The 25193-nt window shown below is 68.7% G+C and carries 25 protein-coding genes; 17 read left to right on the top strand and 8 right to left on the bottom strand.

Annotated elements, in window-relative coordinates; all coding sequences use genetic code 11:
• The first annotated feature begins 2 nt into the window (after window positions 1–2).
• The 4 genes from resB (at window position 3) to N2M23_RS03835 (ending at window position 4304) form a co-directional block, all read left to right on the top strand.
• A complete protein-coding gene (gene resB / locus N2M23_RS03820) occupies window positions 3–1700 on the top strand; it encodes a cytochrome c biogenesis protein ResB (protein ID WP_265443417.1) in 1698 nt (565 codons plus the stop codon).
• Window positions 1701–2723, top strand: a complete 1023-nt coding sequence (gene ccsB, locus N2M23_RS03825) for a c-type cytochrome biogenesis protein CcsB (RefSeq protein ID WP_265443418.1) — start codon at window positions 1701–1703, stop codon at window positions 2721–2723. It begins immediately after the preceding gene.
• The gene (locus N2M23_RS03830) at window positions 2723–2965 is read left to right on the top strand and encodes a DUF4229 domain-containing protein (RefSeq protein ID WP_265443419.1); all 243 of its coding nucleotides are present in this window, start codon (window positions 2723–2725) and stop codon (window positions 2963–2965) included. Before ccsB ends, N2M23_RS03830 begins: the two co-directional genes overlap by 1 nt.
• A gap of 106 nt (window positions 2966–3071) precedes the next feature.
• Window positions 3072–4304: a S1C family serine protease gene (locus N2M23_RS03835; RefSeq protein WP_265443420.1), complete on the top strand. Its 1233-nt coding sequence runs from the start codon at window positions 3072–3074 to the stop codon at window positions 4302–4304.
• Between the two features lie 18 nt (window positions 4305–4322).
• On the opposite strand, the gene N2M23_RS03840 is transcribed toward N2M23_RS03835, so the two are convergent.
• Together N2M23_RS03840 and menE are read right to left on the bottom strand one after the other, a co-directional pair.
• On the bottom strand, window positions 4323–5207 hold the full coding sequence (locus N2M23_RS03840; protein ID WP_265443421.1) for a 1,4-dihydroxy-2-naphthoate polyprenyltransferase: 885 nt from the start codon (window positions 5205–5207) through the stop codon (window positions 4323–4325).
• A 48-nt stretch (window positions 5208–5255) separates the two neighbouring features.
• The gene (menE, locus tag N2M23_RS03845) at window positions 5256–6401 is read right to left on the bottom strand and encodes an o-succinylbenzoate--CoA ligase (RefSeq protein ID WP_265443423.1); all 1146 of its coding nucleotides are present in this window, start codon (window positions 6399–6401) and stop codon (window positions 5256–5258) included.
• 30 nt (window positions 6402–6431) lie between these two features.
• On the opposite strand from menE, the gene N2M23_RS03850 reads away from it, so the two are divergent.
• Together N2M23_RS03850 and N2M23_RS03855 are read left to right on the top strand one after the other, a co-directional pair.
• Window positions 6432–7178, top strand: coding sequence for an SDR family NAD(P)-dependent oxidoreductase (locus N2M23_RS03850; RefSeq protein ID WP_265443425.1), 747 nt, complete (start codon window positions 6432–6434; stop codon window positions 7176–7178).
• A gap of 43 nt (window positions 7179–7221) precedes the next feature.
• Window positions 7222–8034: an inositol monophosphatase family protein gene (locus N2M23_RS03855; RefSeq protein WP_265443427.1), complete on the top strand. Its 813-nt coding sequence runs from the start codon at window positions 7222–7224 to the stop codon at window positions 8032–8034.
• A gap of 4 nt (window positions 8035–8038) precedes the next feature.
• Here the strand turns inward: N2M23_RS03855 and N2M23_RS03860 are convergent, their stop codons facing one another.
• The gene (locus N2M23_RS03860) at window positions 8039–9040 is read right to left on the bottom strand and encodes an o-succinylbenzoate synthase (protein ID WP_265443428.1); all 1002 of its coding nucleotides are present in this window, start codon (window positions 9038–9040) and stop codon (window positions 8039–8041) included.
• A 31-nt stretch (window positions 9041–9071) separates the two neighbouring features.
• Between N2M23_RS03860 and N2M23_RS03865 the strand changes: the two genes are divergently transcribed.
• Window positions 9072–10004: a 1,4-dihydroxy-2-naphthoyl-CoA synthase gene (locus N2M23_RS03865; RefSeq protein WP_265443430.1), complete on the top strand. Its 933-nt coding sequence runs from the start codon at window positions 9072–9074 to the stop codon at window positions 10002–10004.
• 73 nt (window positions 10005–10077) lie between these two features.
• Complete coding sequence (locus tag N2M23_RS03870) at window positions 10078–10671, top strand: TetR/AcrR family transcriptional regulator (RefSeq protein WP_265443432.1); 594 nt, start codon at window positions 10078–10080, stop codon at window positions 10669–10671.
• Here N2M23_RS03870 and N2M23_RS20600 read toward each other — a convergent pair.
• On the bottom strand, window positions 10645–11079 hold the full coding sequence (locus N2M23_RS20600; protein ID WP_279671408.1) for a MarR family winged helix-turn-helix transcriptional regulator: 435 nt from the start codon (window positions 11077–11079) through the stop codon (window positions 10645–10647). The two genes, N2M23_RS03870 and N2M23_RS20600, sit on opposite strands and share 27 nt — an antisense overlap.
• An 88-nt stretch (window positions 11080–11167) precedes the next feature.
• Between N2M23_RS20600 and N2M23_RS03880 the strand changes: the two genes are divergently transcribed.
• From N2M23_RS03880 to N2M23_RS03905, 6 genes are all read left to right on the top strand, one after another.
• Complete coding sequence (locus tag N2M23_RS03880) at window positions 11168–13039, top strand: ABC transporter ATP-binding protein (RefSeq protein WP_265443434.1); 1872 nt, start codon at window positions 11168–11170, stop codon at window positions 13037–13039.
• Window positions 13040–13074: 35 nt separating this feature from the next.
• The gene (locus tag N2M23_RS03885; protein ID WP_265443435.1) at window positions 13075–13779 is read left to right on the top strand and encodes a hypothetical protein; all 705 of its coding nucleotides are present in this window, start codon (window positions 13075–13077) and stop codon (window positions 13777–13779) included.
• Complete coding sequence (locus N2M23_RS03890) at window positions 13769–14710, top strand: glycosyltransferase (protein WP_265443437.1); 942 nt, start codon at window positions 13769–13771, stop codon at window positions 14708–14710. The genes N2M23_RS03885 and N2M23_RS03890 overlap by 11 nt, the downstream gene beginning before the upstream one ends.
• A complete protein-coding gene (locus tag N2M23_RS03895) occupies window positions 14707–15309 on the top strand; it encodes an HAD family hydrolase (protein WP_265443438.1) in 603 nt (200 codons plus the stop codon). The genes N2M23_RS03890 and N2M23_RS03895 overlap by 4 nt, the downstream gene beginning before the upstream one ends.
• Before the next feature lie 162 nt (window positions 15310–15471).
• Window positions 15472–15855: a cold shock domain-containing protein gene (locus N2M23_RS03900; RefSeq protein ID WP_171151190.1), complete on the top strand. Its 384-nt coding sequence runs from the start codon at window positions 15472–15474 to the stop codon at window positions 15853–15855.
• Window positions 15856–15858: 3 nt separating this feature from the next.
• Window positions 15859–16608 (top strand): DUF3027 domain-containing protein, encoded by a 750-nt coding sequence (locus tag N2M23_RS03905; protein WP_265443441.1) that lies wholly within the window; start codon window positions 15859–15861, stop codon window positions 16606–16608.
• Window positions 16609–16693: 85 nt separating this feature from the next.
• Here N2M23_RS03905 and zwf read toward each other — a convergent pair whose 3' ends face one another.
• Both zwf and N2M23_RS03915 read right to left on the bottom strand, forming a co-directional pair.
• Entirely contained in the window at window positions 16694–18139 is a 1446-nt protein-coding gene (gene zwf / locus N2M23_RS03910) for a glucose-6-phosphate dehydrogenase (RefSeq protein WP_265443442.1), read from the bottom strand.
• Between the two features lie 42 nt (window positions 18140–18181).
• Window positions 18182–18412, bottom strand: a complete 231-nt coding sequence (locus N2M23_RS03915) for a DUF2530 domain-containing protein (protein WP_265443443.1) — start codon at window positions 18410–18412, stop codon at window positions 18182–18184.
• A 35-nt stretch (window positions 18413–18447) separates the two neighbouring features.
• On the opposite strand from N2M23_RS03915, the gene N2M23_RS03920 reads away from it, so the two are divergent.
• The 3 genes from N2M23_RS03920 (at window position 18448) to N2M23_RS03930 (ending at window position 21974) form a co-directional block, all read left to right on the top strand.
• Entirely contained in the window at window positions 18448–19920 is a 1473-nt protein-coding gene (locus N2M23_RS03920; protein WP_265443444.1) for an NCS2 family permease, read from the top strand.
• A 96-nt stretch (window positions 19921–20016) separates the two neighbouring features.
• The gene (locus N2M23_RS03925; protein ID WP_265443446.1) at window positions 20017–21327 is read left to right on the top strand and encodes a sensor histidine kinase; all 1311 of its coding nucleotides are present in this window, start codon (window positions 20017–20019) and stop codon (window positions 21325–21327) included.
• A 5-nt stretch (window positions 21328–21332) separates the two neighbouring features.
• Window positions 21333–21974 (top strand): response regulator, encoded by a 642-nt coding sequence (locus tag N2M23_RS03930; RefSeq protein WP_265443448.1) that lies wholly within the window; start codon window positions 21333–21335, stop codon window positions 21972–21974.
• A 155-nt stretch (window positions 21975–22129) separates the two neighbouring features.
• Here N2M23_RS03930 and N2M23_RS03935 read toward each other — a convergent pair whose 3' ends face one another.
• Both N2M23_RS03935 and N2M23_RS03940 read right to left on the bottom strand, forming a co-directional pair.
• The gene (locus N2M23_RS03935) at window positions 22130–23287 is read right to left on the bottom strand and encodes an MBL fold metallo-hydrolase (RefSeq protein ID WP_265443449.1); all 1158 of its coding nucleotides are present in this window, start codon (window positions 23285–23287) and stop codon (window positions 22130–22132) included.
• 169 nt (window positions 23288–23456) lie between these two features.
• The gene (locus N2M23_RS03940; protein WP_265443451.1) at window positions 23457–25127 is read right to left on the bottom strand and encodes a vWA domain-containing protein; all 1671 of its coding nucleotides are present in this window, start codon (window positions 25125–25127) and stop codon (window positions 23457–23459) included.
• Window positions 25128–25193: the final 66 nt, after the last annotated feature.

Genomic DNA, 25193 nt, shown 5'->3' on the forward strand with positions numbered 1-25193 from the left:
CTATGTCGACTGAAACCGATAACGACGCGCACCAGGTTGCGAAGGCAGCCAACGCCTCCGCAACGGGCAAATCCGCGCGCAAGACGCCGATCAACGGGCCGAAGCTCGGATTGCTCGGCACGCTGCGCTGGCTGTGGCGTCAGCTGACCTCGATGCGCACGGCGCTGTTCTTGCTGCTGCTGCTCGCGGTTGCCGCCGTGCCCGGCTCGATCTTCCCGCAGCGCAGCATCGACGCGCCGCGAGTCACGTCATACCTGCAGGACCACAAGACGATGGGTCCGTGGCTGGACCGGCTGAGCATGTTCGACGTGTACAGCGCGCCGTGGTTCGCCGCCATCTACCTCTTGCTGCTGGTCTCGATCATCGGTTGCGTGGTGCCGCGCATCGGCGTGCACCTGAAGGCGTTGCGCTCGCCGCTGCCGCGCGTGCCGCGGAGGCTGGGTCGACTGCCGGCGTCGGCCGAACGAGTCTCTGCGGCAAAGCAATCCGACGTCGTTGAAGCAACCCGGGCGGTGCTGCGACGCAAGGGCTACCGGGTGCGTGTCGATGAGCCGGCCGACGGATCGCAGGCGATCGTCGCCGAGGGCGGGCGACTGCGGGAGACCGGCAACCTGCTGTTCCACACCTGCCTCATCGTCGTCGTGCTCGCGGTCGCCGCGGACCACCTGATGGGTTGGCGCGGTGACGTGATCGTGCCGGAGGGCGGGCAGCCCTTCGTGAGTTCGGCCGGCTCGTTCAACACCCTCGACCTCGGGCCGTGGGTGCACTCCGACGACATCAAGCCGTGGAGCCTGGACATCAAGAAGCTCGATGTCACCTTCGAGCGGAACGTGCCGAAAGACTCACCGCAGTACGGCCAGCCCCGTGACTTCATCGCGTCGGTCAGCACGCAGGACCCGCTCGGCAGCAAGCCGGTCAACGAGCTGCTGAAGGTCAACGGTGCGGTCAACCTCGGCGGCACCTCGGTCTACCTGCTCGGCAACGGTTACGCGCCGATGGTCACCGTGCGCGACCCGTCGGGGAAGGTGATCTATCAGCAGGCCACGCCGTTCCTGCCCCAGGGCAACACCTACAAGTCGGTCGGCGCCATCAAGGTCCCGGCAGCGTCGCCCAAGGAGCTCGGGTTCTTCGGGATGTTCCTGCCGACGGCGGCGTTCGACAGCAAGCAGGGGCCGATCTCGACCTTCCCGGACACCGACCGCCCCGCGCTCGTGCTCGGCGCCTACCAGGGCGACCTGTTCCCCGATGCGCTGCCGCAGTCGGTCTACACGCTCAACACCAAGAAGATGACCCAGGTCATGGACGGCAAGCAGCCGTGGAGCGCCGTGGTCTACGCCGGGCAGAGCGCCAAACTGCCCGATGGCACCACGATCAGTCTCGACAAGACGGTGCCCCGGTGGGCCGGGCTCTCGGCTCGGTACGACCCGGGCAAGACCACCGCGCTGCTGGCCGCGCTCATCGGTTTGGCCGGCCTCATCATGTCGATGACGTTGCGTCGCCGTCGGATCTTCGTCAAGGTCGGCGTCGAGCCCGATGACGATGCGAAGAAGCCGTCCGGAGCCCCGGCGCGTACCCTGATCACCGCGGGCGCACTCGCAAAGGGCGAGGATCCACGCCTGCAGGTCGCACTCGACTCCCTGCTCGAGGGAGTCGGCGAGCGGCTTGCATCCAACCCGAAGAAGCAGCAGGCAGGTTCGTAAATGAACTCCCTCACCAGCGACCTCTCGCTCGGCGGGCACGCCACCAATATCGGTCTGGCCACTACGTCGAACAACTTCCTCTACGCCTCGGCGGTCGTGCTGCTGCTGGCGATGCTCGCGTTCGCGGCGGATCTGGCCGGCCACCCGGGCCGCGCCGAGCGCGCCGCGGCCCGTCGGGAGGACGCCACCGAGCAAGCCGCGGCGGCCGGCGGAGACGGCGGCGGCACGGCGCTGCTGGAGCGCACGGCGGCACCGGCTGCCGAGGTGCCGCCGGAGAAGCGTCAGTGGGCCGGCATCGGCATGTCGCTCAGCTGGCTGGGGGCGTTGCTCCTCGGTGCCTGCGTGGTGTTGCGCGCGGTGTCGGTGGGTCGCCCGCCGCTGGGCAACATGTACGAATTCTCCATCGTCGGCTCGTTCTTCGTGATCACGGCATACCTGATCTGGAGCCTGCGCCGCGACGTGCGCTCGCTCGGCATCTTCGTGGTCGGCCCGACGCTGCTGACCGAGATGCTCGCGGCGCTGGTCTTCTACACCGCGGCCAGCCAACTGATGCCGTCGCTGAAGAACTACTGGCTGACCATCCACGTCACGGTCGCGATCTTGTCGGTTGCCTTCTTCACGATCGCCTTTTCCACCACGATCCTCTACTTCGTGCAGAAGTGGCGCGAGGACATCGGCGACACCAAGTACAAGTTCATGGACGCCGTGCCCGACTCGGCGACGATGGACCGCACCACCTACGGGCTGCTGATCATCGCCTTCCCGCTGTGGACCTTCACGCTGATCGCCGGCGCCATCTGGGCGCAGATCGCGTGGGGGCACTACTGGAGCTGGGACCCGAAGGAGGTGTGGACGCTGGTCATCTGGGTCGTCTACGCGGCCTACCTGCACGCCCGGGCGACCGCCGGGTGGAGCGGCAAGAAGGCGGCCTACATCTCGATCGCCGGCTTCGTCTGTGTGCTGTTCAACTTCACCGTGGTCAACATGTTCATCGTTGGCATGCACTCCTACTCAGGTATGTGATGGTTCGTTATTCGATAATGCGGCTGCTGATCTTCTTCGCGGCCGTGCTGGTGCTGTATGCCGTGTCGCTGCGCGGCTGGCCGCTGCTGATCCTCGCGGCACTGGTCTCTCTGGTGGTGTCCTTCTTCGTGCTGCGCGGACCTCGCGAGCAGTTCGCCAGCCAGATCGAGCGCAAGGTCGCCGAGCGGCAGAAGCGTGCCGAGGCCTACCGCAGCGCCGAGGACGACGACCTGGACGACTGAGGTCTCCGGCCGGCGTCCACAGCAGGCCCACAAACTCCCCCGGGGGTTGCCATGGGGTGGGCTCCTTCAATAGCGGGTAGCACATCACTTCCCCAAGGAGCCCCACATGTCGCGTCGTCTTGCTTTCGCCGCAGCCGCGTTCACCGCCGTAGCGCTGGTGCCCACCACCGCGGTGGCCACCGATTACGTGACGCACGGCGGCTTCTCACTCGGTGCGTCGGCGCCGTCGGTCGTGGTGCCGAGCAGTCCGTCCGACGGGTCGAGTTCGGCCGGTGCGCAGTCCCCGGGTGCCGGGTCGTCCAGCCCCGAGCAGGCCCCGTCATACGGTGACGGGTCGGGTGCGGACGGCCAGCAGACCAACCCGTGGTCGCAGCAGGCCAGCAACAGCGTCTCCGGCACGCCGATCAAGTCCTCACCGGGTGTGGTGATGATCGACACGGTGCTTGCGGGTGGTGAAGGTGCCGGCACCGGCATCGTGCTGTCGTCCGACGGGACCGTGCTGACCAACTACCACGTGGTGGACGGCTCGACCCAGATCCGGGTGGTGGCCGGTGACGAGAAGACCTACCAGGCCAAGGTGGTCGGGTACGACGAGCAGCGCGACATCGCGGTGCTCAAACTGGAGGGCGCCAGCGGGATGACGACCGCCAAGCTGGACACCGCGACCGCGGTGCTCGGCGACAAGGTCACCGCGGTCGGTCAGGGCGGCGGGCGGGGCACGCTCTACAAGACCAGCGGCACCGTCACCGGCACCAATGAGCAGATCACCGCGCGCGGCGACAACGGCGCCTCGTCCGAGTCGCTCACCGGGCTGATCCAGACCAACGCGCAGATCGTGCCGGGCTACTCCGGTGGTGCCCTGCTGGACAGTGACGGTGAGGTGATCGGCATCAACACCGCGGCATCGTCCTCGACGCCGATCACCGGTTATGCGATCCCGATCAAGTCGGCGACGTCGATCGCCCAGCAGATCGAGAGCGGCACCCGCAGCGCGACCGTGCACATCGGCCCCCGGGCCGCGCTCGGCGTCGAGATCGCTTCTGCTTCGGGTGGTTCGGCCGGTTCGGGTTCGGGATACGGCTATGGCCAGGGCTTCGGCGGCTCACCGTCCGGCGCGTCCGTCGTCGGCGTCACAGAGGGCAGCGCTGCCGCGAGCGCGGGCATCACCGAGGGGTCGACGATCACCGCGATCGGCGGTCAACAAGTCACCTCGGCCGATGCGTTGGGCGGTCTGATCGACAGCAAATATCCCGGTGACAGCGTCAGTGTGACCTGGGTCGACGCGAACGGCGGCTCGCACACCGCGAAGGTGAAGCTCGGCACCAGCCCGCAGAACTGAGCACGGCGCGCGCCGATCTCAGGCGGTGCGGTAGGCCAGGTAGAGGCCGAGACCGAAGAGCACGCCATACGTCAGGATCGTGATCCCGGTGCCGGCGAGCACCGGGATCAGGTCGCGTCCCCGCGCCTGACGCAGCACCTGCACCGTCGGGCGGATGGCGGGTAGCAGTCCCAGCACCGCGATGCCGGCCCACGGGTGCTGGAGTGCGGCGAGGCCCGCCATCAACAACGCCAGGACGAGGAAGCCGACGTAGAGCGCGCGGGTCTTCCGGTCGCCGAGCCGCACCGCCAGCGTGCGCTTGCCGGCGATCGTGTCCCCGGGTATGTCGCGCAGGTTGTTGGCAACCAGGATCGCGCAGGCGATCGCGCCGACCCCGACGGCCGCGGCCCAGCTGGACAACTCGAGCGTGCCGGCCTGGGTGTAGGTGGTCCCGAGTGTCGCGACCAGACCGAAGAAGACGAAGACGAAGACCTCGCCGAGTCCCATGTAACCGTAAGGATTTTCACCGCCGGTGTACTTCCAGGCGGCGATGATCGCGGCGATGCCGACCAGCAGCAGCCAGAACTTCCCGCTGAGCGCCACCAGCGCCAATCCACACACGCCGGCGGCCGCGAAGCAGCCGAATGCCGCCAGTTTCACGTTGGCGGCGGTGGCCAGGCCCTGACCGACGAGCCGCACCGGGCCGACTCGGTCCTCGTCGGTGCCGCGGATGCCGTCGGAGTAGTCGTTGGCGAAGTTGACGCCGAGCTGCAGCGCGAGGGACACCAGCAGTGCCAGCAGGGCGTAGCCGAGGCTGGCCTTGCCGATCGCGTATGCCGATCCGGTGCCCGCGACGACCGGGGCGACGGCAGCGGGCAGGGTGCGTGGGCGGGAACCGCCGATCCATTCGTTGAGCGTGGCCATTGCTGTGCGATGTGACTTCCAGGTGGTGCGAATGCTGCGGCGATCGCCTCAGCGGGGAGCAGGCAAAGTCTGCCATTCGACTCGTTCGAGGAGCGCGGCCCGGTCCGGCTTGCCGGGGCCGCGCAACGGTAGTTCGTCGATCAGCAGCAACCGTCGCGGCAAGGCGTATGACGGGAGCGTCTCGCGCAGGGCGGCGCGAATGTCGGCCAGGTCCAACGGTTTGCGAGCTCGAATCGCCAGGCCGACCGCCTGGCCCCACTCGGCGTCCGGCAAACCGACTGCAACGGCTTCGAGCACGTCGGGCAGGTGGGTCGCAGCCTCTTCGACGACGCGTGGTGCGACCTTCAAACCACCGGTGTTGATCAGGTCGTCGATCCGCCCCAGCACGTGGAGTCTGCCCTGCTGCCAGGTGCCGATGTCGTCGGTGCGGAACGTGCGGGTGCCGTCGGCCAAAGTGCCGAACACCTCAGCGGTGAGCTCTGCGGCACCGAGATAACCGGAGGCGATCGTGTTGCCGCACAGCGTGATCCGGCCGTCGTCGGCGAGTTGCACGGTGGTGCCGGTGAGGGGAGCCCCGTCATACACACAGCCGCCGGAGGTCTCGCTCATCCCGTAGGTGGTGAGCACCCGGATGCCGGCGTCGGCCGCGTCGGCGAGCAGTGCCGGCGGCGACGCGGCGCCGCCCAGTAGCAGGCCGTCGTAGGACGCGACGGCCTCCCGCGCGGCCGGGCCCGCGTCGAGCAAGCGTCGCAGTTGCGTCGGCACGAGCGAGGTGTAACGGCGCTCGCCGACGAGTCTGGCTGTCGCGTCGATGAATTCGTCGACGCCGAAGGCCCCCAGGGTGACCGGATCCACCCCGGCCCGCAGAGACCGGATGAGCACCTGGGTGCCGGCGATGTGCTGGGGCGGCATCGGCAGCAACCACTGACCCGGACCGCCGAGCCGTTCGTGGGTGGCGTCGGCGCTCGCGACCAGGGCATCCCGGCCGAGCATCGCCCGCTTCGGGGTGCCGGTCGAGCCGGAGGTGCTGACGACGAGGGCGACACCATCCGGCACCTCGGCAGTCTCGGGCGGGGGACTCGGCTCGGCATACGGGCTGATGGGTGGGCCGGTGCCGTCGAGCGCCGCGGCGAGTGCCGAGCGGTAGGAACCCAACTCGCCCGGACGGACCAGGAAGGGCAGCAGGGTCGGCACCGGTCAAGGTTACGTCTCTATCGTTTGCCCATGAGCACACGCATCGCAGTGGTGACCGGGGCGAGCAGCGGCATCGGACGGGCGACCGCCCGGCGTCTGGCGCAGGACGGCTTCGAGGTGATCTGCGCGGCACGGCGCACCGACCGCATCGAAGCGCTGGCGCAGGAGATCGGCGGACGGGCGGTCACCTGCGACGTCACCAAGGCCGGTGACATCGCACGGTTGGCGGCGGAGGCGGGTGACCGGGTCGATGTGCTGGTCGCCAATGCCGGTGGTGCGCTCGGCACCGACTACGTCGCGCAGGCCAACTTCGATGAGTGGCGCACGATGTACGACACCAACGTCATCGGGGTCGCCGCGACGATCCAGGCCCTGCTGCCGGCGCTGACCAGGGCGCACGGGGTGATCATCACCGTGGGCTCCTACGCGGCGATCACTGCCTACGAGGGCGGCGCCGGCTACTGTGGTGTGAAGGCCGCGGTGCGCTCGATGATGCTGTCGCTGCGACTGGAGCTGTGGGACCAGCCGGTGCGGGTGTGCGAGATCGACCCGGGGCTGGTGAAGTCCGATGAGTTCTCACTGGTGCGCTTCCACGGCGACCGGGAGCGCGCGGAGCAGGTCTATGCGGGTGTGCGCAATCCGTTGACGCAGGAGGACGTCGCCGACTGCATCGCGTATGCCGCCACCGTGCCCGAGCACGTCAACATCGATCAGCTGGTGGTCCGTCCGCGGGCCCAGGCCGCGGCGCACAAGATCTACCGGGAGCCGGTGGAGTGAGACGGGTGCACGCACGCGGTCGTCGGCAGGGCATAGTGAAGGCGTGCAGACTGACGAGGTCCTGACCCTGCTGCAAGAAGTCGCCGCCGACGTCATCACCCCGCGATTCCGGTCGCTCGCCGACGGCGAGGTCATGGAGAAGAACCCTGGTGACCTGGTCACGGTCGCCGATCGCGAGGCCGAGGTCGAGATCACTCGCCGGCTGCGGGAGGCCTACCCGGATGCGTTGATCGTCGGCGAGGAGGCGGTTGCCGCCGACCGCGCAATCCTCGAAGCCGCCGCCGACGCCGACCACTGGTTCACCGTCGACCCGGTGGACGGCACCCGCAACTTCGTGCACGGTTCGCCCGATCACGCGGTGATGGTCGCCGAGTTGCGCGGGCCGCAGGTGGTGCGCGGCTGGATCTGGCAGCCGGAACACGAGCTGGCGTATGTCGCCGAGCGCGGCGCCGGTGCGTGGCGCGGGGATGAACGCCTCGGTTCGGCACGGCGGGATGCAGCCGCCCCGCGTGGGCGCACGTCGCGGCGGTCGTTGGTGGGTGCCCGGCTGGGTGACCTGCCGCCGTTGGAGCTGACCTGGGTGAGCTGCGGGATCGACTATCCGAAGCTGGCCGAAAACGCTTGCGACTACTTGCTGTACGGCAATGCAATGCCGTGGGACCACGCGCCCGGATCGTTGCTGGTCGCCGAGGCCGGCGGAGTGACGACCTACCCGAGCGGGCAGGTCTACGACCCGACGAGCGTGTCGGGTCCATTGATCTCCGCCGGGGATTCGCAGGTGTCCGAGCACGTGCGCGACGCGTTCGCCGGGAGTGGCGCGGCGAGTCAACTGCAACCGACCGCGAAGTCCAGCTGAGCGGCTACAGCAGCGCGTAGCAGGCGGTCACCCGGTCCCGCCACCAGGCGACCCGGTCCGGCGGTGCGGCATACCGGTCGAGCAGCTCGGGCGACGGGGCCGGCCGGCGCACGCGCAGCGAACCAGCTTGCGGCACAAGCGAATCGGTGACGATATCGCCGTCCATCAGCTCCAGCGTGCCGAGGCCGCAGGCGTGCGGCAGGTCGGGAAGGGACGCGGCCAGCGCCAGTCCGGCGGCAATCCCGACCGAGGAGTCGATCGCGCTGGACACCACCGTCGGCAGCCCGGCCTCCTGTGCGATCTCCAGGGCGGCCCGCACGCCCCCGAGCGGGGCAACCTTGATCACCGCGACATCCGCGGCACCGACGCGCGCGACGCGCAATGGGTCGTCGGCCTTGCGGATCGACTCGTCCGCTGCGATCGGCACGTCGATCCCGCGCTGCGCCAACGCCTTTCGCAGGCTGATCAGCTCTTCTACGGTCGCGCAGGGCTGCTCCGCATACTCCAAGCCGTATGACGAGAGCCGCGCAAGGGCGTCCACCGCGTCATCGACCGACCAGCCACCGTTCGCGTCCACTCGCACGCAGCCGTCGGGGCCCATCACCTCGCGCACCGACGCCACCCGGGACAGGTCGTCATCGAGCGACTGCCCGCGCTCGGCGACCTTCACCTTCGCGGTCGTGCACCCGTCATACCGGGTGAGCACCGCGGGCACCTCGATGGCCGGCACCGCAGGCACCGTGGCGTTCACCGGCACCGACGCGCGCACCGGCGTCGGCCACGCACCCCATGCCGCATCGATGGCGGCGCCCAACCAGCGGGCGGCCTCGGGCGCGGCATACTCCAGGAACGGCGAGAACTCGCCCCACCCGGACGGGCCTTCGAACACTGCGATTTCGCGATGCAGCACCCCGCGGAACCGCACCCGCATCGGGATGCTCACCACGCGCATCGTCGACAACAGCGAGTCGAGTTCGACAGGACCGTCGGCAGGTGTGTCGCTCACGGCATACGACGGTAGTCATATCCTCCAAGGCGTGAGCGACCAGATCAGCGAAATCTTCGACCCGCAGGCGTGGGAGCCGGTCGAGGGCTTCGACTTCACCGACATCACCTACCACCGGTGCGTGCGGCCGGGTCCCGAGAAGGGCACCGTGCGCGTTGCGTTCAACCGCCCGGAGGTGCGCAACGCGTTCCGGCCGCACACGGTCGACGAGCTCTACCGCGCGCTCGACCACGCCCGGATGACGCCCGACGTCGGCTGCGTGCTGCTCACCGGCAACGGCCCGAGCGAGAAGGACGGCGGCTGGGCGTTCTGCTCCGGCGGCGACCAGCGCATCCGCGGCCGCTCGGGCTACCAATACGCCGAGGGCGAGACCGCCGACACCGTCGACGCCGCCCGGGTCAAGGCGCAGGGTGGCCGGCTGCACATCCTGGAGGTGCAGCGGCTCATCCGCACCATGCCCAAGATCGTGATCGCCGTCGTGAACGGCTGGGCGGCCGGCGGGGGCCACTCGCTGCACGTCGTCTGCGACCTGACGATCGCCTCCCGCGAGCACGCCCGCTTCAAGCAGACCGACGCGGACGTCGGTTCGTTCGACGCCGGTTACGGCTCGGCCTATCTCGCCAAGCAGGTCGGCCAGAAGTTCGCCCGGGAGATCTTCTTCCTCGGCCGCTCCTACGACGCCGAGACCATGCAGCGGATGGGCGCGGTCAACATCGTGGCCGACCACGCGGAGCTGGAGGACGAGGCGCTGCAGGCCGCCGCCGAGATCAACGGCAAGAGCCCCACCGCGCAGCGGATGCTGAAGTTTGCCTTCAACCTCACCGATGACGGGCTGATGGGGCAGCAGGTTTTCGCCGGGGAGGCGACACGGCTGGCCTACATGACCGACGAGGCCGTCGAAGGACGCGACTCGTTCCTGCAGAAGCGCGATCCCGACTGGTCCGGATTTCCCTGGTATTTCTGAGCGGTCCTTCCCATCGCGACATTCGGGGGCGGGTTGGTGCCGCAAATGCAGCCGAACATGTTTGACTGCCACGATGCAAAATCGCCCGCTGGCCGGAGAAAACGATTCCGGAGCTGACCTGCGCCGGCGCCGCATGCTCGACGCGGCGGTGCAGGCGTTCGCCCGTGGCGGCTATCACGGCGCGACGACGGCGGAGGTGGCGAGCTTCGCGGGGGTGAGCCAGCCGCGCATCATCCAGGTGTTCGGCACCAAGCTCGAGCTCTTCCTCGAGGCGCACCGGTATGCCGGTGACCTCATCCTGGAGGCGTTAGCCGCCGACGTGCGGCCGCCCTTCGACGCGCAGCTGCTCGGTCGCGCCTATGCCGAGTTGGTGACGCGCCGGCCGGAGTTGAGCCTGATGATCTTCAATGCGTTAGCCGCGGCGAGGGAGCCGCAGATCGCCGAGGAGGCGCGGCGGCTGTTCCACCAGATCGTCCGGTTGCTGCGCGAGCAGGGTGGCGCCGCGGATGACGAGCTCAGCACCTTCCTGGGCCGCGGCATGCTCATCAATGCGGCGCTGGCGATGCAGCTGCTCGGCGGCGACGACGACACCGACTGGGCGCCGTTCGTCTTCGATCTTCCGGCTCCGGCAGTGGCAGGTTCACTTGCGGTCGAGGACGCGACGTAACAGCTCCCGCAGGGACTGCTGCTCCCGCGATGTCAACGACCCGAAGATTTCGTCGCTGCGCCGAGCCCGCGCGCGTTCGAGGCGCCGTCGCAGGGCGTGGCCTTCGTCGGTGAGTGAGATCAGCACCGCCCGGCGGTCCGCGGGATCCGGCGTGCGGTGCACCAGGCCGCGCTCCTCCAGCGCGTCGATCACCTCGGTGGCCGATCGCGGCGCGATGTCCAGGTGCTCGGCGACGGTGGACAAACGCAGGCCTTGGTCCGCACCGTGCCGGCTGACCACCCCGAGCGCGCGCGACTGACTCGGGGACAACCCGTACGGCTCGAGCTCGGACAGGTTGGCCCGGCGCAGCGCCCGTGCAGTCTGCTGCACCAGTTGGCCGAGAGTTGGCTCGTCGGGGACCTGCGTCATACCGGAATGGTAGGGCGATTGCGACGGTTACAACAATGTGAGGTAACCTCACTAATTCGCTCTGAACACGAAGGGCAGGTGATGCCGTATGACGGCCACCCCCACACTTCCCGGCTCGCCGGGCATGACCGCGGCGCGCAGCTCCGGTGAACGGCAGGGTCCGCCCGCCGGCACCCGGGCCAGTCGCCGCAAGGACCCCAAGGACGTCGAGCAGCTCAGCGAGCACCCGGTGTCGTTGCGACGGATTGCCGGTCTCTTCGGCCCGCACAAGGTGCCGCTCGCCATCGTCACCGCGATCATCGTGGTCAGCTCGCTGGTCGGGCTGATCACGCCGTTCCTCACCAAGCACCTCATCGACACTGCGATCCCGCAGCAGGACGTCTCGCTGCTGCTCACCCTCGTCGGTGCCATGCTCGCGGTCACCGTCATCACGCAAGGGCTCGGCATCGTGCAGACCTATCTCGCGACCGGCATCGGGCAGCGCGTGATGCACGGGCTGCGGACCGACCTGTTCACCCACCTGCAGCGGATGCCGCTCGGCTTCTTCACCCGTACCCGCGGCGGCGAGCTCCAGTCGCGACTGACCAACGACGTCAACGCCATGCAAGGCGTGGTCACGGGCACCGCGACCTCGATCGCCACCAACGTCACCACCGCGGTCGGCACGGCCGTCGCGATGGTCGTGCTGTCCTGGCGGCTGTCGCTGCTCAGCCTCTTGATCCTGCCGCCGGCCATCTACCTGACGCGACGCGTGGCGCGGCTGCGGCGCGCCATACAGAACAAGGCGCAGCGTGCGCTCGCCGATCTGCAGACCCAGATCGAGGAGTCGCTGTCGATCAGCGGCGTCACCCTCGCCAAGACCGTCGGCTCCGGGCCGGCTCTGGCGCGGCGATTTGGCGAAACCTCCTCTGGTCTCACCGAACTCGAGGTCCAGTCCCAGATGGCCGGTCGCTGGCGGATGGGCACGATGGCGATCATCTTCGCCGCGATCCCGGCGCTGATCTACCTGGCGGCGGGTCTGCCTGCGACGAGCGGCGGTATGACGATCGGCACGCTTGTGGCCTTCACCGGCCTGCAAGCGGCGCTCTTCCGGCCGGTGCTCGGGGTGCTCAATGTCGGCGCCGAAGTGGTCACCTCGATGGCTCTGTTCAGCCGCATCTTCGAATACCTCGACCTGCCGGTCGACATCGACGACCCGGCCGACCCGGTCGCCGTCGACGCCGAGACCGCGCGCGGTGAGGTCACGCTGACCGGCGTGGGCTTGCGCTACGACGGTGCCGACCGCGACGCGCTCACCGGCATCGACCTGACCATTCCGGCCGGCAAGCAGGTGGCTCTCGTCGGCGCCACCGGCTCGGGCAAGTCGACCCTCGCCGGGCTGGTCTCCCGGTTGCACGACCCGACGACCGGCAGCGTGCACATCGACGGAGTCGACCTGCGGGAGATGACCCTCCAGAACGTCGCCGGCCTGGTCGGTGTCGTCTCGCAGGAGACCTACCTGCTGCACACCACGATCCGGGAGAACCTGCGCTACGCGCGGCCGGACGCCACCGACGAGCAGATCGAGCAGGCCGCGCGGGCCGCCCAGGTGCACGACCTGGTCATGGGGCTGCCGGACGGCTACGACACCGTCGTCGGCGCCCGTGGCCACCGCTTCTCCGGCGGCGAGAAACAACGTATGGCGCTGGCCCGCACCATCCTGCGCGATCCGCCGGTGCTGGTGCTCGACGAGGCGACGAGCGCACTCGACAACGCCACCGAGCGCGCCGTGCAGCTGGCCCTGGACGACGTGAGCCGGGGGCGCACCACACTGACCATCGCGCACCGGCTGTCGACCGTGCGCGACGCCGACCTGATCGTGGTGCTCGACCGGGGGCAGATCGTCGAACGCGGCACGCACGAGCAACTGCTCGCCGCCGACGGTGCCTACGCGAGGTTGTGGCGCGCCCAGTCCGCGTGATCTGCTGACCGCAACGCACCACCGGAGGGGAAACCATGCAGCTGCCCAAGCGACGCGGCGTCGCGCTCACCGTGATCGGGGCGGTGCTGATCGTGCTCCTGGCTCCCGCCGCGCTCGGCATCGGGATCTGGCGGGGAGTCGTGACCGGTCTGGACACGATCAACCAGCAGCCCACGATTCCCTCCGGCGGGACCTACTCGATCAACAGCGGACTTGCCGCCCGGTCGATCATGGTCGAGGGCGACTACGCCGAGGGCCTCCAGCCGAAGTGCCGGGTCACCGGCCCGGACGGCGCGAGCGTCACGGTCGAGGAGGCGACCGGTGCGCTGTCTTATTCCTCGCGCGGCACCACCTGGACCAGAGCGGGCACTTTCAGCCCGACGAGCACCGGCGACTACCGGATCGCCTGCGGCCGCGCGGCAAAGGTGATGGACTCCGATGTTGCCGGTCAGCTCGGCCGCAACCTGGCTCTCCCAATCGGGATTGGCATCGGTGTCGCGGCGTTGTCCTTCATCGCCGGCGTGATCCTGCTGATCGTCGGCATCGTCAAACTGTCCAACTCCGGCAAGGAGCGGCGCCTCGCCCAGCAGGCCGCGGGCGGTTACTACCCGGGCGGCTACTACCCGGGTCCGCAGGGTTACCAGGGCTATCCGAGTCAGCAGTACCCGCCGGAGGGTTACCCGGACGGGCGGCCGCCCCAGCAGAAGCCCGGTAACCCGGACGACCCGTATGCCCGTTGATGCCGGTGCGGCGGCAGAGTTCGACCACTTCCTGATCACGCGGTTCAGCGCGGTCTTCGTGCCCGATCAGGACCCGCCGGACGAGGATTGGCTCTTCTACCGGCTCGCGTTCTTCCTCGATGCGCTGCTGCCCTCCGTCGCCGGCCAGCAGGGCGCGAAGGCGCGGTGGCTGGTGTTCCTCGATGATCGTTCGTCGGACGAATTCCGTTCTGCGATCGAGGAGCTCGCCGGTGACGTGTTCGAGCCGGTGTGGACCCACGAAATGTTTCTGCAGGCGCTTCCGCGCGAGCTCGCCGAACGATCGGCTGCGCCATACCTGATCTCGACGCGGGTCGACAGTGACGACGCGCTCGCCGTCGACTTCGTCGAAACCGTGCAGGCGCAGTTCGATCGGCAGGAGCGGCTGTATGTCGACTTCGCACGCGGGGTGCAGGTGGACCGCGCCGGCGCGGTATACCTGCACGACCAGCCGTCGGCGGCGTTCCAGTCGCTGATCGAGCGCCGCGCGCCCGGCCGGCTGCCCTACACGATCTTCGGCCACCCGCAGCACACGCAGCTGCGCACCGTCGGCCCGCAGCTGCGGGTCCGCACGCCGCCAATGTGGTTGCAGATCGTGCACGGCAGCAATATCGCCAACTCGATCCGCGGACCGCGGGTCTCACCCGATGTGATCGCGCAGAGATTCACGATCGCCCTCGGATATGACAAGCAGCGACGTGGTATTCGGTTGCTGCCAGCACGTTTTCGCTCGTTCGGTCAGCTCGGGGTGACCTGGTTGCGCAACCCGACGCTCGTCCCGTGGTGCGCAGAGGCGATGATCGATCGCATGCACGGCACCCGAGTCCGCGGCGTCACGCCCGACCCAGAACCCGCCCCGATCCGGCACGCCAGGCGGCTACGAGACCGGCTGTCGAAACGATCCGGCCGATGAGTCTCACCGTCGGATTCGATCTGGACATGACGCTGGTCGACTCCAGCCGCGGCATCCTCGATTGCATGAAGCACGTGCTGCACGCCCGCGGTGTCGACGCGACCGACGCGCAGCTGTGGCCGCTGCTCGGTGCGCCGCTGCGGGACAACCTCTCGCACTTTCTGCCGGCGGACGAGGTGGCGTCCGCGGCAGCCGACTACCGCGCCCACTACCTGGAGCACGCGATCGAGGTGACCGTCGCCATGCCCGGCGCGGTCGAACTCGTCGACGCCATCCACGCAGCCGGCGGCACGGTGCTCGTCGTCAGTGCCAAGCATCCGGTCGCGGTGCAGGCAGTGCTGGAGCACGTCGGCATCCGGCCGGACGTCGTGGTCGGCGACCTGTTCGCGCGTGACAAGGCGGGACCGTTGCGGGAGTACGCGGCCACGGCATACGTCGGTGATCACGTGGGCGACCAACAGGCGGCCCACGCCGCCGATGCACTCGCGGTCGGCGTGACGACCGGGCCGCACGACGCCGCAACCCTGCGGGAGGCCGGTGCCGACCTGGTCGTCGGCTCGCTCACCGAGCTGACCGGCAGGGTGGCCGAACTGGCCTGAGTGACCGGTGGGCTGCCCGGCATACGGCCAAAGGATTCGTGGGTGGGCGCACCGAGGCGTTAATCTTGCGCGGTTGGATATTGCGCGGGCTCGGCAGGGGAGCGCCGGCGCGTCCGACCCGACGACAACGTTTCCCGACGACATTCACGAGTAGGTGGCACGGTGCCTTCCGGCAAGGTCAAGTTCTTCGACGCCGACAAGGGTTTCGGCTTCGTCTCCGGTGACGACGGACAGGACGTCTTCCTGCCCTCCAGCGCGCTGCCCAGCGGCACCACCGCGGTCAAGAGCGGCACCCGGGTCGAGTACTCGGTCGCCGAAGGGCGTCGCGGCGCCCAGGCGCTCAGCGTGACGCTGGTCGATCAGGGTCCGTCGCTCGCCGCGCGGCACCGCAAGCCCGCCGACGATATGGCGGTCATCGTCGAGGACCTCATCAAGCTGCTCGACGACCTCGGCAACGGCCTGCGCCGCGGCCGTTACCCCGACAAGCGCCACGGCGCGAAGATCGTGGCCGTGCTGCGCGCGGTCGCGGACGATCTCGAGGTCTAAGTCATGGCCAAGGCAGAGAAGACGAAGTCCGACAAGGTCCTGTTGGGTGCGGTCGAGCTCGCCCACGAGGCTGCGCTCAGCATCGCGGAGCCGGGCACGGTCGGCGATCACGCCGGCTCGGTGATGCTCGGCGAGCGCATTGCGATGCACTACTTCCAGTGCCTCTCCCGCGGATACGTCGGCTGGCACTGGGCGATCTCGGTGGCGCGAGCGCCGCGGCAGAAGTTCGCGACGGTGTGCGAAACCAACCTGTTGCCGACCGACGCCGCCGTACTCGCCCCGGACTGGGTGCCGTATGTCGAGCGTCTCGCACCCGGCGACCTCGGCGCCGGTGACGAGCGCCCTTACGTCGCCGACGACCCGCTGCTGGAGCAGGGCTTCGAGGCCACCGGCGAGGAGGACGTCGACCAGGTCGCGTTCTTCGAGCTCGGCCTCGGGCGACCGCGCGTGCTGTCCGCCGAGGGCCGGGACGCCGCCGCCCAGCGCTGGTATGACGGCAGTTCCGGCCCGCACACCGACGTCGCCGAGCAGGCCAGCATGCACTGCACCACCTGCGGCTTCTTCGTGCCGATGCCGGGCGCGCTGCGCAGTGTCTTCGGCGTCTGCGCGGGCGAGTGGTCGCCCGATGACGGCCGGGTCGTCTCGCTCGACCACGGGTGCGGCGCGCACAGCGAGAGCGACATCCCCGAGCCCGCACCCGAGCAGATCGATGCGCCGGTGCTCGACGATTTCGCGGTCGACGTCAGCAGCTGACCGCCTGGGGGTATGGCGGTCCGGTCCCGCGCGGGCTGCACTTTTTGTGACGACGGTCGCGCGAGATGTGCGAACCACCCGCCGCTCAGTGCTTCTCGCGCCACTTCCGCTCGAACGGCAGCCGCCAGGTGCGCGGCGCGACGAGCTGGTGGATCTGGTTCGGCCCCCAGGAGCCGGGTGCGTAGGGGCGCACGGGAGGCTCGTTGTCGATCAGCGGCTGGCTGATCTCCCACAGCCGCTCGATGCCCTCGGCCGTGGTGAACAGCGTGCGGTCACCGCGCACGGCGTCGTAGATGAGCCGCTCGTAGGCCTCCAGCACCGAACCGGCCCAGTCGGTGTCGTGCACCGCGAACTGCATCGACAGCTTGTCCAGCCGGAAGCCCGGCCCAGGCCGCTTTCCATAGAACGACAACGACATTCGCGCCTCGTCGGCCAGGTCGAAGGTCAGGTGGTCCGGCCCGTGCTGGCCGACACCGGAGCCCTGCGGGAACATCGACTTCGGCGGTTCGCGGAACGCGATCGAGATGATCCGCTGTCCCTCGGCCATCTTCTTGCCGGTGCGCAGGTAGAACGGCACGCCGGCCCACCGCCAGTTGTCGATGCGGCACTTGAGGGCGACGAACGTCTCGGTCTCCGACTCCGGGTGCACACCCTTCTCGTCGCGGTAACCCTGGTATTGCCCGCGCACCACGTCCATCGGCTCCAGCGGCAGCATCGACCGGAAGACCTTGTTCTTTTCCTCGGTGATCGCCTCCGGCTCCAGCGACGTCGGTGGCTCCATCGCGGTGAAACCGAGCACCTGGAACAGGTGCGTGACGACCATGTCGCGGAACGCGCCGGTGCCTTCGTAGAACCCGGCGCGGCCTTCCAGTCCCAGCTCCTCGGGCACGTCGATCTGCACGTGCTCGATGAAGTTGCGGTGCCAGATCGGCTCGAACAGACCGTTGGCGAAGCGGAACGCCAGGATGTTCAGCGCCGCCTCCTTGCCGAGGAAGTGGTCGATCCGGAAGATCTGCTGCTCGTCGAATACCTCGTGCACCGCGGCGTTCAGCGCCCGCGCGCTCGCCAGGTCGGTGCCGAACGGCTTCTCCATGATCACCCGGGCGCCCTTGACCAGGCCCGCCTCACGCAACGTCCCGATGACGTCGAGTGCCGCCTTGGGCGGCACGCTCAGGTAATGCAGGAGCTGGATCGGCTCCGGCATACCCTCCTCCGCCTCGCGCACGGTCTTCTCCAGTGCGGCCGGACCGGCCGAACTCGGCACGTAGTAAAGGCGTTTGGCGAAGGCGCCCCAGATCTTTTCGTCGACCGCATGCTTGGAGAAGTCGTCGATGGACTTGCGCGTCAACTCGATGAATTCGTCCCGGGTCAGGTCCTCCATCGAGGTGCCGACGACCCGGAGGTCACCGAGCAGACGGGTCGCGAAGAGCCGGAAGAGTCCGGGCAGCAGCTTGCGGCGGGCCAGGTCGCCGGTGGCTCCGAAGAGCACGACAGTTGTGGAGGTCTCCTGCGTCGTGGGCGCTTGCGTCATACCGCCACTCTGGCACCCTTCGATGCGCGACGGGAAGCACCCTCAGGCGGCCGAGGCGTTGCCGCGGCCGCGTCGCACGTAGGCCCAGCCGAGCGCGCCGAGCGCGGCACCGGTGGCGCAGGTCCACGGCCACCAGTCGCGGCCACCCTCGTGCAGCGACGGTATGACGAGAGTCACGATCAGCGCGACGACCCACAGCGCGATGCCCACTTCGACCACCCGCAGCACGTCCACCTTGACCGGCAGCAGCTCGTCGGGTTCCGGATCCGTCACACGCAGCAGCCTACTGGGGCCCTAATCTTTAGCCCGTGTCAGCGCCCGCCCCCGCCCTGAACCCGGTCGATCGCTACTTCAAGATCAGCGCCCGTGGCTCGACCATCGGCCGCGAGATCCGCGGTGGCCTGGTGACGTTCTTCGCGATGGCCTACATCATCGTGCTCAACCCGCTGATCATCGGCACCGTCCGGGACAACGGCGGCAAGGGCGAACTGCTCGGCGGCGGCACCGATCAGCCGCACCTGGCGATGATCGCCGCCGCGACCTGTCTGGTCGCCGGCGTGATGACGATCGCGATGGGCGCGATCGCCAACTACCCGCTCGCGATCGCGACCGGCCTCGGCCTCAACGCGTTCGTCACCTTCTCGATCGCCGCCCTGCCCGGCATGACGTGGGCCGACGCGATGGGTCTGGTCGTGCTCGAGGGCATCGTGATGCTCGTGCTGGTCGTGTCGGGCTTCCGGGTGGCGGCGTTCAAGGCACTGCCGGCGCCGATGAAGACCGCGATCAGTGTGGGCATCGGCATGTTCATCACCTTCATCGCGCTCTTCGACGCCGGCTTCGTGCGCGCGGGTGCGGGCACCCCGGTGCAGCTCGGCGTCGGCGGTCAGCTGAACGGCTGGCCGGTGCTCGTCTTCGCGATCGGGCTGGTCCTGGTGATCGCGCTCTACGTGCGAAAAGTCAAGGGCGCCATACTGATTGCGATCCTGGCGACCACTGTGCTCGCGCTGATCGTCGAGGCGATCGGCAACCTCGGCGCCCGCACGCCGGACGGCAAGAACGAGACCGGCTGGAGTCTCAACGTGCCGAAGATCCCGGACAGCTGGGTGGCCACCCCGGACTTCGGGCTGCTCGGGCACTTCAGCCTATTCGGGTCGTTCAGCAAGATCAGTGTGATCACCGCCTTGCTGCTGATCTTCTCGCTGGTGCTGGCCGACTTCTTCGACACGATGGGCACGATGGTCGCGATCGGCGCCGAGGCCGACCTGCTCGACGAGGACGGCAACCCGCCCGACGCGCAGAAGATCCTGATCGTCGACTCGGTCGCCGCCGCTGCTGGTGGCGCCGCCGCGGTCAGCTCCAACACCGGCTATGTCGAATCCACCGCAGGTGTCGGTGAGGGCGCGCGCACCGGCCTGGCCGCGATCGTCACCGGCGTGCTCTTCCTGCTGGCGACCTTCCTCGCACCGATCGTGGAGATGGTGCCCTACGAGGCGGCGACGCCCGCGCTGGTGCTGGTCGGCTTCCTGATGATGCAGCAGGTCGGCGCCATCGACTGGCGCGACTGGGACATCGCGATCCCGGCATTCCTCACCATCGTGCTGATGCCGTTCAGCTATTCGATCACCGTCGGTATCGGCGCCGGCTGCATCGCCTTCGTGGTGGTCAAGCTCGCCCGCGGCCGGGTGAAGCAGGTGCCGCCGTTGATGTGGCTGATCGCCGCGCTGTTCGTGGTCTACTTCGCGATCGACCCGGTGCAGAACCTGCTCGATGGCATCTTCTAGCAGGCTCGCGCGGGATCGGGTGTCGGGCTGGCCCGACATCGGGTTGACCGGTCCGCGGGATCGGCGGGACGCGTCGGCGTCCATAGCGTGAATGACATGACATTTCTGATGCAGATGCGCGACAGTTCGGCTGTGTCCGACGAGCGCCTACCCGTCCCGTTCAAGACACCGTTGCCGCAGCTCGTGCGCCGGACGCTCGCCAGCAGCGCCTATCTGCTGCTGTCCTGGCCGATCCACCTGGCGCTGTTCTGCATCAACGTCACCCTGCTGTCGATCAGCCTCTCGGTGGTCCTCGCACCGGTCGCGCTGCCGCCCGCCATCGCGGTCGCCGCGGCCGGCGCCGCCCTCGAACGCCGCCTGATCGAGAAGTTCGTCGGTATGCCGGCGCCCGCCGCGCGCCCGCTCAGCCGCCGCACCGGCGAGACACTCCCGGCATACGCCGTCCGGGCGGCGGGCAGCCCGCAGGTCTGGCTGGACGTCGCCTGGTCGATGATCGCCTGGATCGTCTCGACCATCACCTGGATCATCAGTCTCAGCTGGTGGGCCGCCGCGCTCGCCGGGATCACCTGGCCGATCTATGGGTGGGCGTTGCACAACCGCGGCGACAACCAGGACCTCGCCGAGCTGATCGGGCTGCATTCCTACCCGCTGGCGCTGGTGTTCAACGTGGTGCTCGGCCTGTTCTTCCTCGCCACCCTGCCGGCGGTCAACATTGGCCTGGCCCGGGTGCAGGGGCTGTTTGCCACCTCGATGCTGTGCCGCATCCAGCAGGAGGAGCAGATCAAGGAGCTGACCCAGACCCGTGACGCCGGACGCGCCGCGGAGTCCGCGCAGCTGTCCCGGCTGGAGCGGGACATCCACGACGGACCGCAGCAGCGACTGGTGCGATTGAAGATGGACCTGGCGCGGATGGAGCGCCAGCTCGGGGACGACTCACACGCGGTGATGGGGCTGCGTGCCGCGATTGCCTCCACGCAGGAGACCCTCGACGAGCTGCGGGCACTGTCCAAGGGCATCGCGCCGCCCGTGCTGGCCGACCGCGGGCTGGTCGCCGCGGTGCGGGAGGCCGCCGGGCGGTCGATGATCCCGGTGTCGGTCGAGGCCGACCTCGGCGAGGTGGCCGCGTTGCCGCCGCACATTGAGCAGGCCGCCTACTTCGTGGTCACCGAGGCGCTGACCAACGTCGCCAAGCACAGCAACGCCACGCAGGGTCTGGTGTCTTTGCAGGTCTCCGGTGGCGACCTGCTGGTGTCGGTCACCGACGACGGCCAGGGCGGGGCGCACCCGTCCAAGGGTCAGGGCATCCTCGGCCTGCAGAACCGGGTGCGGTCGGTCGGCGGCACGCTGACGATCGAGTCGCCGGTGGGTGGACCGACCACGATCATGGGGGCGTTTCCCTTAATCTGAGGCGCATGCGGATCGTGCTGGCCGATGATTCGACCCTCTTGCGCGAAGGCGTACAACTCATCCTCTCCGACGCCGGTCACCAGGTGGTGGCCGGCGTCGGCGACGGTGAGGCCCTGGTCGAGGCCGCACTACGGGAGCGCCCCGAGCTGGTGATCACCGACGTACGAATGCCGCCGACCGGCACCGACGAGGGGCTGAGAGCCGCGGTGAGGATCCGCGAATCCTGGCCAACCGCACCGATTCTCGTGCTGTCGCAGTATGTCGTCGAAGCGTATGCGGACGAGCTGCTCGCGGCCGGCACCGGCGGCATCGGCTACCTGCTGAAGGACCGCGTCGGCGAGATCGACGAATTCCTGAGCGCGGTCGACTCGGTCGCGGCCGGTGGCACGGTGCTCGATCCGCAGGTGGTGGCCCAGCTGATGACCCGGCGTCGGGATCCGTTGGAGGCGCTCACTCCGCGCGAACGGGAGGTGCTGGAACTCATGGCGCAGGGGCTGTCCAACGCCTCCATCGCACAGCGCCTCGTGGTCACCGGGGGAGCGGTCGAGAAACACACCCAGCGGATCTTCGCCAAGCTGCAGCTGTCGCCCGATGACACCACCGGGCACCGGCGGGTGCTCGCAGTGCTGGCCTACCTGCGGGACTGACGGACTCGTCCACCAACTGGGGACTTGTCCACTAAGTAGGGACTTGTCCACCAACTGGCGACTCGTCCACCAACTGGGGACTTGTCACGTGTTCCTGCACGTGACAAGTCCCCAGTTGACGTGACCAGTCCGCCCCCGTATGACGAGCGCGACCGTCAGCGGCGCGCGACCGTGAGCCGCATGAGGTCCTGGCCGACGGTGACCTTGCCGTCATACCCGCGCCGCGCGAGGCGGGTCCACTCGCCGATGTTGATCTCGCGGCCCCAGTCGACCAGGTGGGACAGCACCAGGTGCGGCACGTCGGACCGCTGGGCGACACCGCCGACCTCGGAGTTGAGCACGTGCGATTGCAGCTGGTGGTCCAGCTGCGCGCCGGTCAAGCCGATCTTGCGCGGGTCGGCGATTGCCTCGTGCACCAGCACGTCGCTGCCGCGGGCCAGCCCGAGCAGGTTGTCGTTGAGCCGGGTGTCACCGGAGAACGTGACCGAGCCGTGGTCGGTGTCGAAGCGGAAGGCGAACGCCGGGAAGACCGGGCCGTGCGGCACCAGCACCGCCGACACGCTGACCCGGTCGTCCTCCATGACCTTGAACGGCTTCATCGGTGGTGCGGTGTCGCCGAGCGGTGACTGACCGACGTCCGGCACGGCGATCTCGGTGAGCTGACGCAGCGTGCGCGGGTCGCGATAGCCGTTGTCCCGGAGAAAGACGTTGTGACTGTAGGCGTAGGCCTCATCGAGCTTGGTGGTCAGGTCGATGGTGCCCGGTGTCGGGTTGGCAGGAGCCACCGTCGGCACCTGTGCACCGCCGAATGCCGGCCGCAGCGCACCGGCCGGTCCGGGCCCCCAGACCTTGACCGGTCCGGCGATCATGTCCTTGTCGATGCTCGACGGCAGGCCGCTCAGCATGACGTAGTTGTAGTAGTCGGCGATGTGGTCGGCGTGCAGGTGAGTCAGGAAGATCGCCTCCAGCGACGCATACTTCAGCCCGGCCTTCTTGTACTGCGTCACCGATGCGCGGCCACAGTCGATCAGGTAGGTCTTGCCGTCGACGACGAGCGCGGTGGAGATGCCGGCCCGGTAGGCCTCCGGCGGCGGGCCGGCCTCCGTGCCGAGCAGGACGAGCTCGAGCGGGCCGAAGGGGCGCTTCGGACTGCCGGTGCTGCTCGCCGATGCCGGGCCGGCTGCCGCCAGCAGACCGGCTCCGGCGAGCACGCCGGTCGCGGACGCGCCGCGCAGTAGGGCCCGTCGCCCCATCCCTCGGGAGGCTTCGGTCGGCTGTGCCGCGTCGCTCGGGGTCGCGTGGTCTTCGCACATGTGGGCTTCTCCTGGTTGCTCTACGTCACCGTGATGTGACGTGCATCACCGAAGCAAACAAGCGTCAGCCTGCACAGGGTTCAGGCCCGAATTCTCAATGACTGGGCGGTAGTTCGGTCATTTCATCCGTATGGCGCGGCGGGTTGTCCGGATAGCGCGGGCGAGTCGATCAGCTCCGGATCGCCGCGGCGAAGATCTTCGGCACATCGGCCTCGGACGTCACCGGCACGGCCTTGCCGTGCCCGGCGGCCGCGATCTTCGACAGTTCGGCGCCGTTCTCCTTGGGGCTGGTGAGCAGCAGGGTGAGCTGGACGGGTTTGTCCGGGTTGTACCGCCGCGCGACATAGGCGGCAGTCTCGTCGACGGTGAGCGAGTTGAAGTTGTCCTCGTCGGCGCCGTCACTCAACACCAGGACCTGGTTGGTCATCCCCGGGGTGTAATTCTTCACCGCGTAGTCGTAGGCGCGCTCGATCGCCAGGTAGAGCGGCGTGCCACCCACTGCTGACTGGCGTTGGGTCTGCTCGATGACACTCTCGGCGTGCCGTTTGCCGTCGATCAGCTTGTCGTTCTCGGCGAGCGGCGCCTCGTCATACACCTCGTCCTTGCCGCCGCGGCTGGCGAAGAACCAGACGCTCGACACCGATTTGGGTGAGGCGACGGTGTAGGACAGGCCGGTCAGCTGTTTGAGGAGGGCGATCTTGCTCTGGCCGGTGGTGCCGAAGGTGTTGTTCATCGAGCCGGACAGGTCGAGCACCGCCAGGATCGAGTTGCGCCGTTGGGCGGTTGCGAAGCCGGTGCGTGCGGCGGCCAGTTGTGCATCCGAAAAGAATTGTGGCGCAGTGAGTTTCAGCGCTGTGGGGGAGTCCGGCGCTTCGCCTTTCGGGCCGCGGAAGCCGGCGGCCTTGAGCGCCTCGCGACCGTCGGCGGAACGCAGGTCGCGCAGCACCATGCCGGCCGCCTGCCGATTCTTCGCCTGCGGCGCCACGGCTGCATTGACCGGCAGAGCAGCGACTCCGCCGAGCAGTGGGATCGGGAAGAAGGACAGCGCGCCACGCGTCGCGTTGTGCGCCATCACAGCCTGCTCGGTCGTCAGGACCCCCGAGGTCTTCGCCGCGAAGGCGTCGACGCTGGACGCGTCGAGGGTCGCGTCGGCCGCTGCCGTGGTCGGCACTGGGTTCATCGCCTGACCGGCGTGCAGCACCGCGAGTTCGGCATCAGTGGGCTGCAGCAGGTTCGGCTCCGCGGTGATCGGGCCGCCGTTGACCATCGTCGTCAGTGCTCCGTAGGCCACCGCACCGAGCGGATTCGACTTCGGGTCCGGAACGGTCAGCGTGAATCTGCCCCAGGCCGGTTTGCCCTCGCTCGCCCAGGTCTTCTTGCCATTCATCCAGGCTTGCAGGTTCTGCGGGGTCGGCGTGCCGGCCACTTGCGCCATCGCCGGTGGCATCGCGAGCACGACCGGCGTGGTTGCCACCTGTGCCGGACCTGACGTCGTGCCCGTGGTGAGCAGGACATCGGCCTCGGACTCCGAGCTCGCCGCCACCAGGTGGTATGACGAATTACCCATCCGGGCAGCGAGTTTGGTGACCATGGGGTCGTCCGGGGTGCCGGTCCACACTGCCACGATCGGCGTCCCGCCCGCGCTCGACGAGCCGGCCGACGGCGACGAGCGGCTCGGCCGCGTGCCCGCGTCTCCGGCCGTCGTGGACCCGTCGTCCCAGGGCCGGGTCACGAGCAGCCCCACCGCCACCAAGGCGATGACGCACGCTGCGGCGAGCAGCGCTTTGGCGGGCGCCGACAGGCTGCGCCGAGCGCGATGACGACCGTGACTGGGAGACATCCTCCACCTCCACCTCCGCCTGCGGAACGACCAGTGTTTGGCTGGTCAGGTGTCAACCTAGGTCAG

The sequence above is a fragment of the Flexivirga meconopsidis genome, assembly GCF_026162425.1.
GTDB classification, from domain to species: domain Bacteria; phylum Actinomycetota; class Actinomycetes; order Actinomycetales; family Dermatophilaceae; genus Flexivirga; species Flexivirga meconopsidis.

Excerpts from the sequence above, each read along its gene's own strand:
- N2M23_RS03835 (WP_265443420.1), top strand. The coding sequence starts at position 3,072 with ATGTCGCGTCGTCTTGCTTTCGCCGCAGCCGCGTTCACCGCCGTAGCG.
- N2M23_RS03870 (WP_265443432.1), top strand. The coding sequence starts at position 10,078 with ATGCAAAATCGCCCGCTGGCCGGAGAAAACGATTCCGGAGCTGACCTG.
- zwf (WP_265443442.1), bottom strand. The coding sequence starts at position 18,139 with ATGACGCAAGCGCCCACGACGCAGGAGACCTCCACAACTGTCGTGCTC.
- N2M23_RS03885 (WP_265443435.1), top strand. The coding sequence starts at position 13,075 with ATGCAGCTGCCCAAGCGACGCGGCGTCGCGCTCACCGTGATCGGGGCG.
- N2M23_RS03840 (WP_265443421.1), bottom strand. The coding sequence starts at position 5,207 with ATGGCCACGCTCAACGAATGGATCGGCGGTTCCCGCCCACGCACCCTG.
- N2M23_RS03935 (WP_265443449.1), bottom strand. The coding sequence starts at position 23,287 with ATGTGCGAAGACCACGCGACCCCGAGCGACGCGGCACAGCCGACCGAA.
- ccsB (WP_265443418.1), top strand. The coding sequence starts at position 1,701 with ATGAACTCCCTCACCAGCGACCTCTCGCTCGGCGGGCACGCCACCAAT.
- resB (WP_265443417.1), top strand. The coding sequence starts at position 3 with ATGTCGACTGAAACCGATAACGACGCGCACCAGGTTGCGAAGGCAGCC.
- N2M23_RS03940 (WP_265443451.1), bottom strand. The coding sequence starts at position 25,127 with ATGTCTCCCAGTCACGGTCGTCATCGCGCTCGGCGCAGCCTGTCGGCG.
- N2M23_RS03930 (WP_265443448.1), top strand. The coding sequence starts at position 21,333 with ATGCGGATCGTGCTGGCCGATGATTCGACCCTCTTGCGCGAAGGCGTA.
- N2M23_RS03830 (WP_265443419.1), top strand. The coding sequence starts at position 2,723 with ATGGTTCGTTATTCGATAATGCGGCTGCTGATCTTCTTCGCGGCCGTG.
- N2M23_RS03905 (WP_265443441.1), top strand. The coding sequence starts at position 15,859 with ATGGCCAAGGCAGAGAAGACGAAGTCCGACAAGGTCCTGTTGGGTGCG.
- N2M23_RS03850 (WP_265443425.1), top strand. The coding sequence starts at position 6,432 with ATGAGCACACGCATCGCAGTGGTGACCGGGGCGAGCAGCGGCATCGGA.
- N2M23_RS03925 (WP_265443446.1), top strand. The coding sequence starts at position 20,017 with ATGACATTTCTGATGCAGATGCGCGACAGTTCGGCTGTGTCCGACGAG.
- N2M23_RS03895 (WP_265443438.1), top strand. The coding sequence starts at position 14,707 with ATGAGTCTCACCGTCGGATTCGATCTGGACATGACGCTGGTCGACTCC.
- N2M23_RS03890 (WP_265443437.1), top strand. The coding sequence starts at position 13,769 with ATGCCCGTTGATGCCGGTGCGGCGGCAGAGTTCGACCACTTCCTGATC.
- N2M23_RS20600 (WP_279671408.1), bottom strand. The coding sequence starts at position 11,079 with ATGACGCAGGTCCCCGACGAGCCAACTCTCGGCCAACTGGTGCAGCAG.
- N2M23_RS03880 (WP_265443434.1), top strand. The coding sequence starts at position 11,168 with ATGACGGCCACCCCCACACTTCCCGGCTCGCCGGGCATGACCGCGGCG.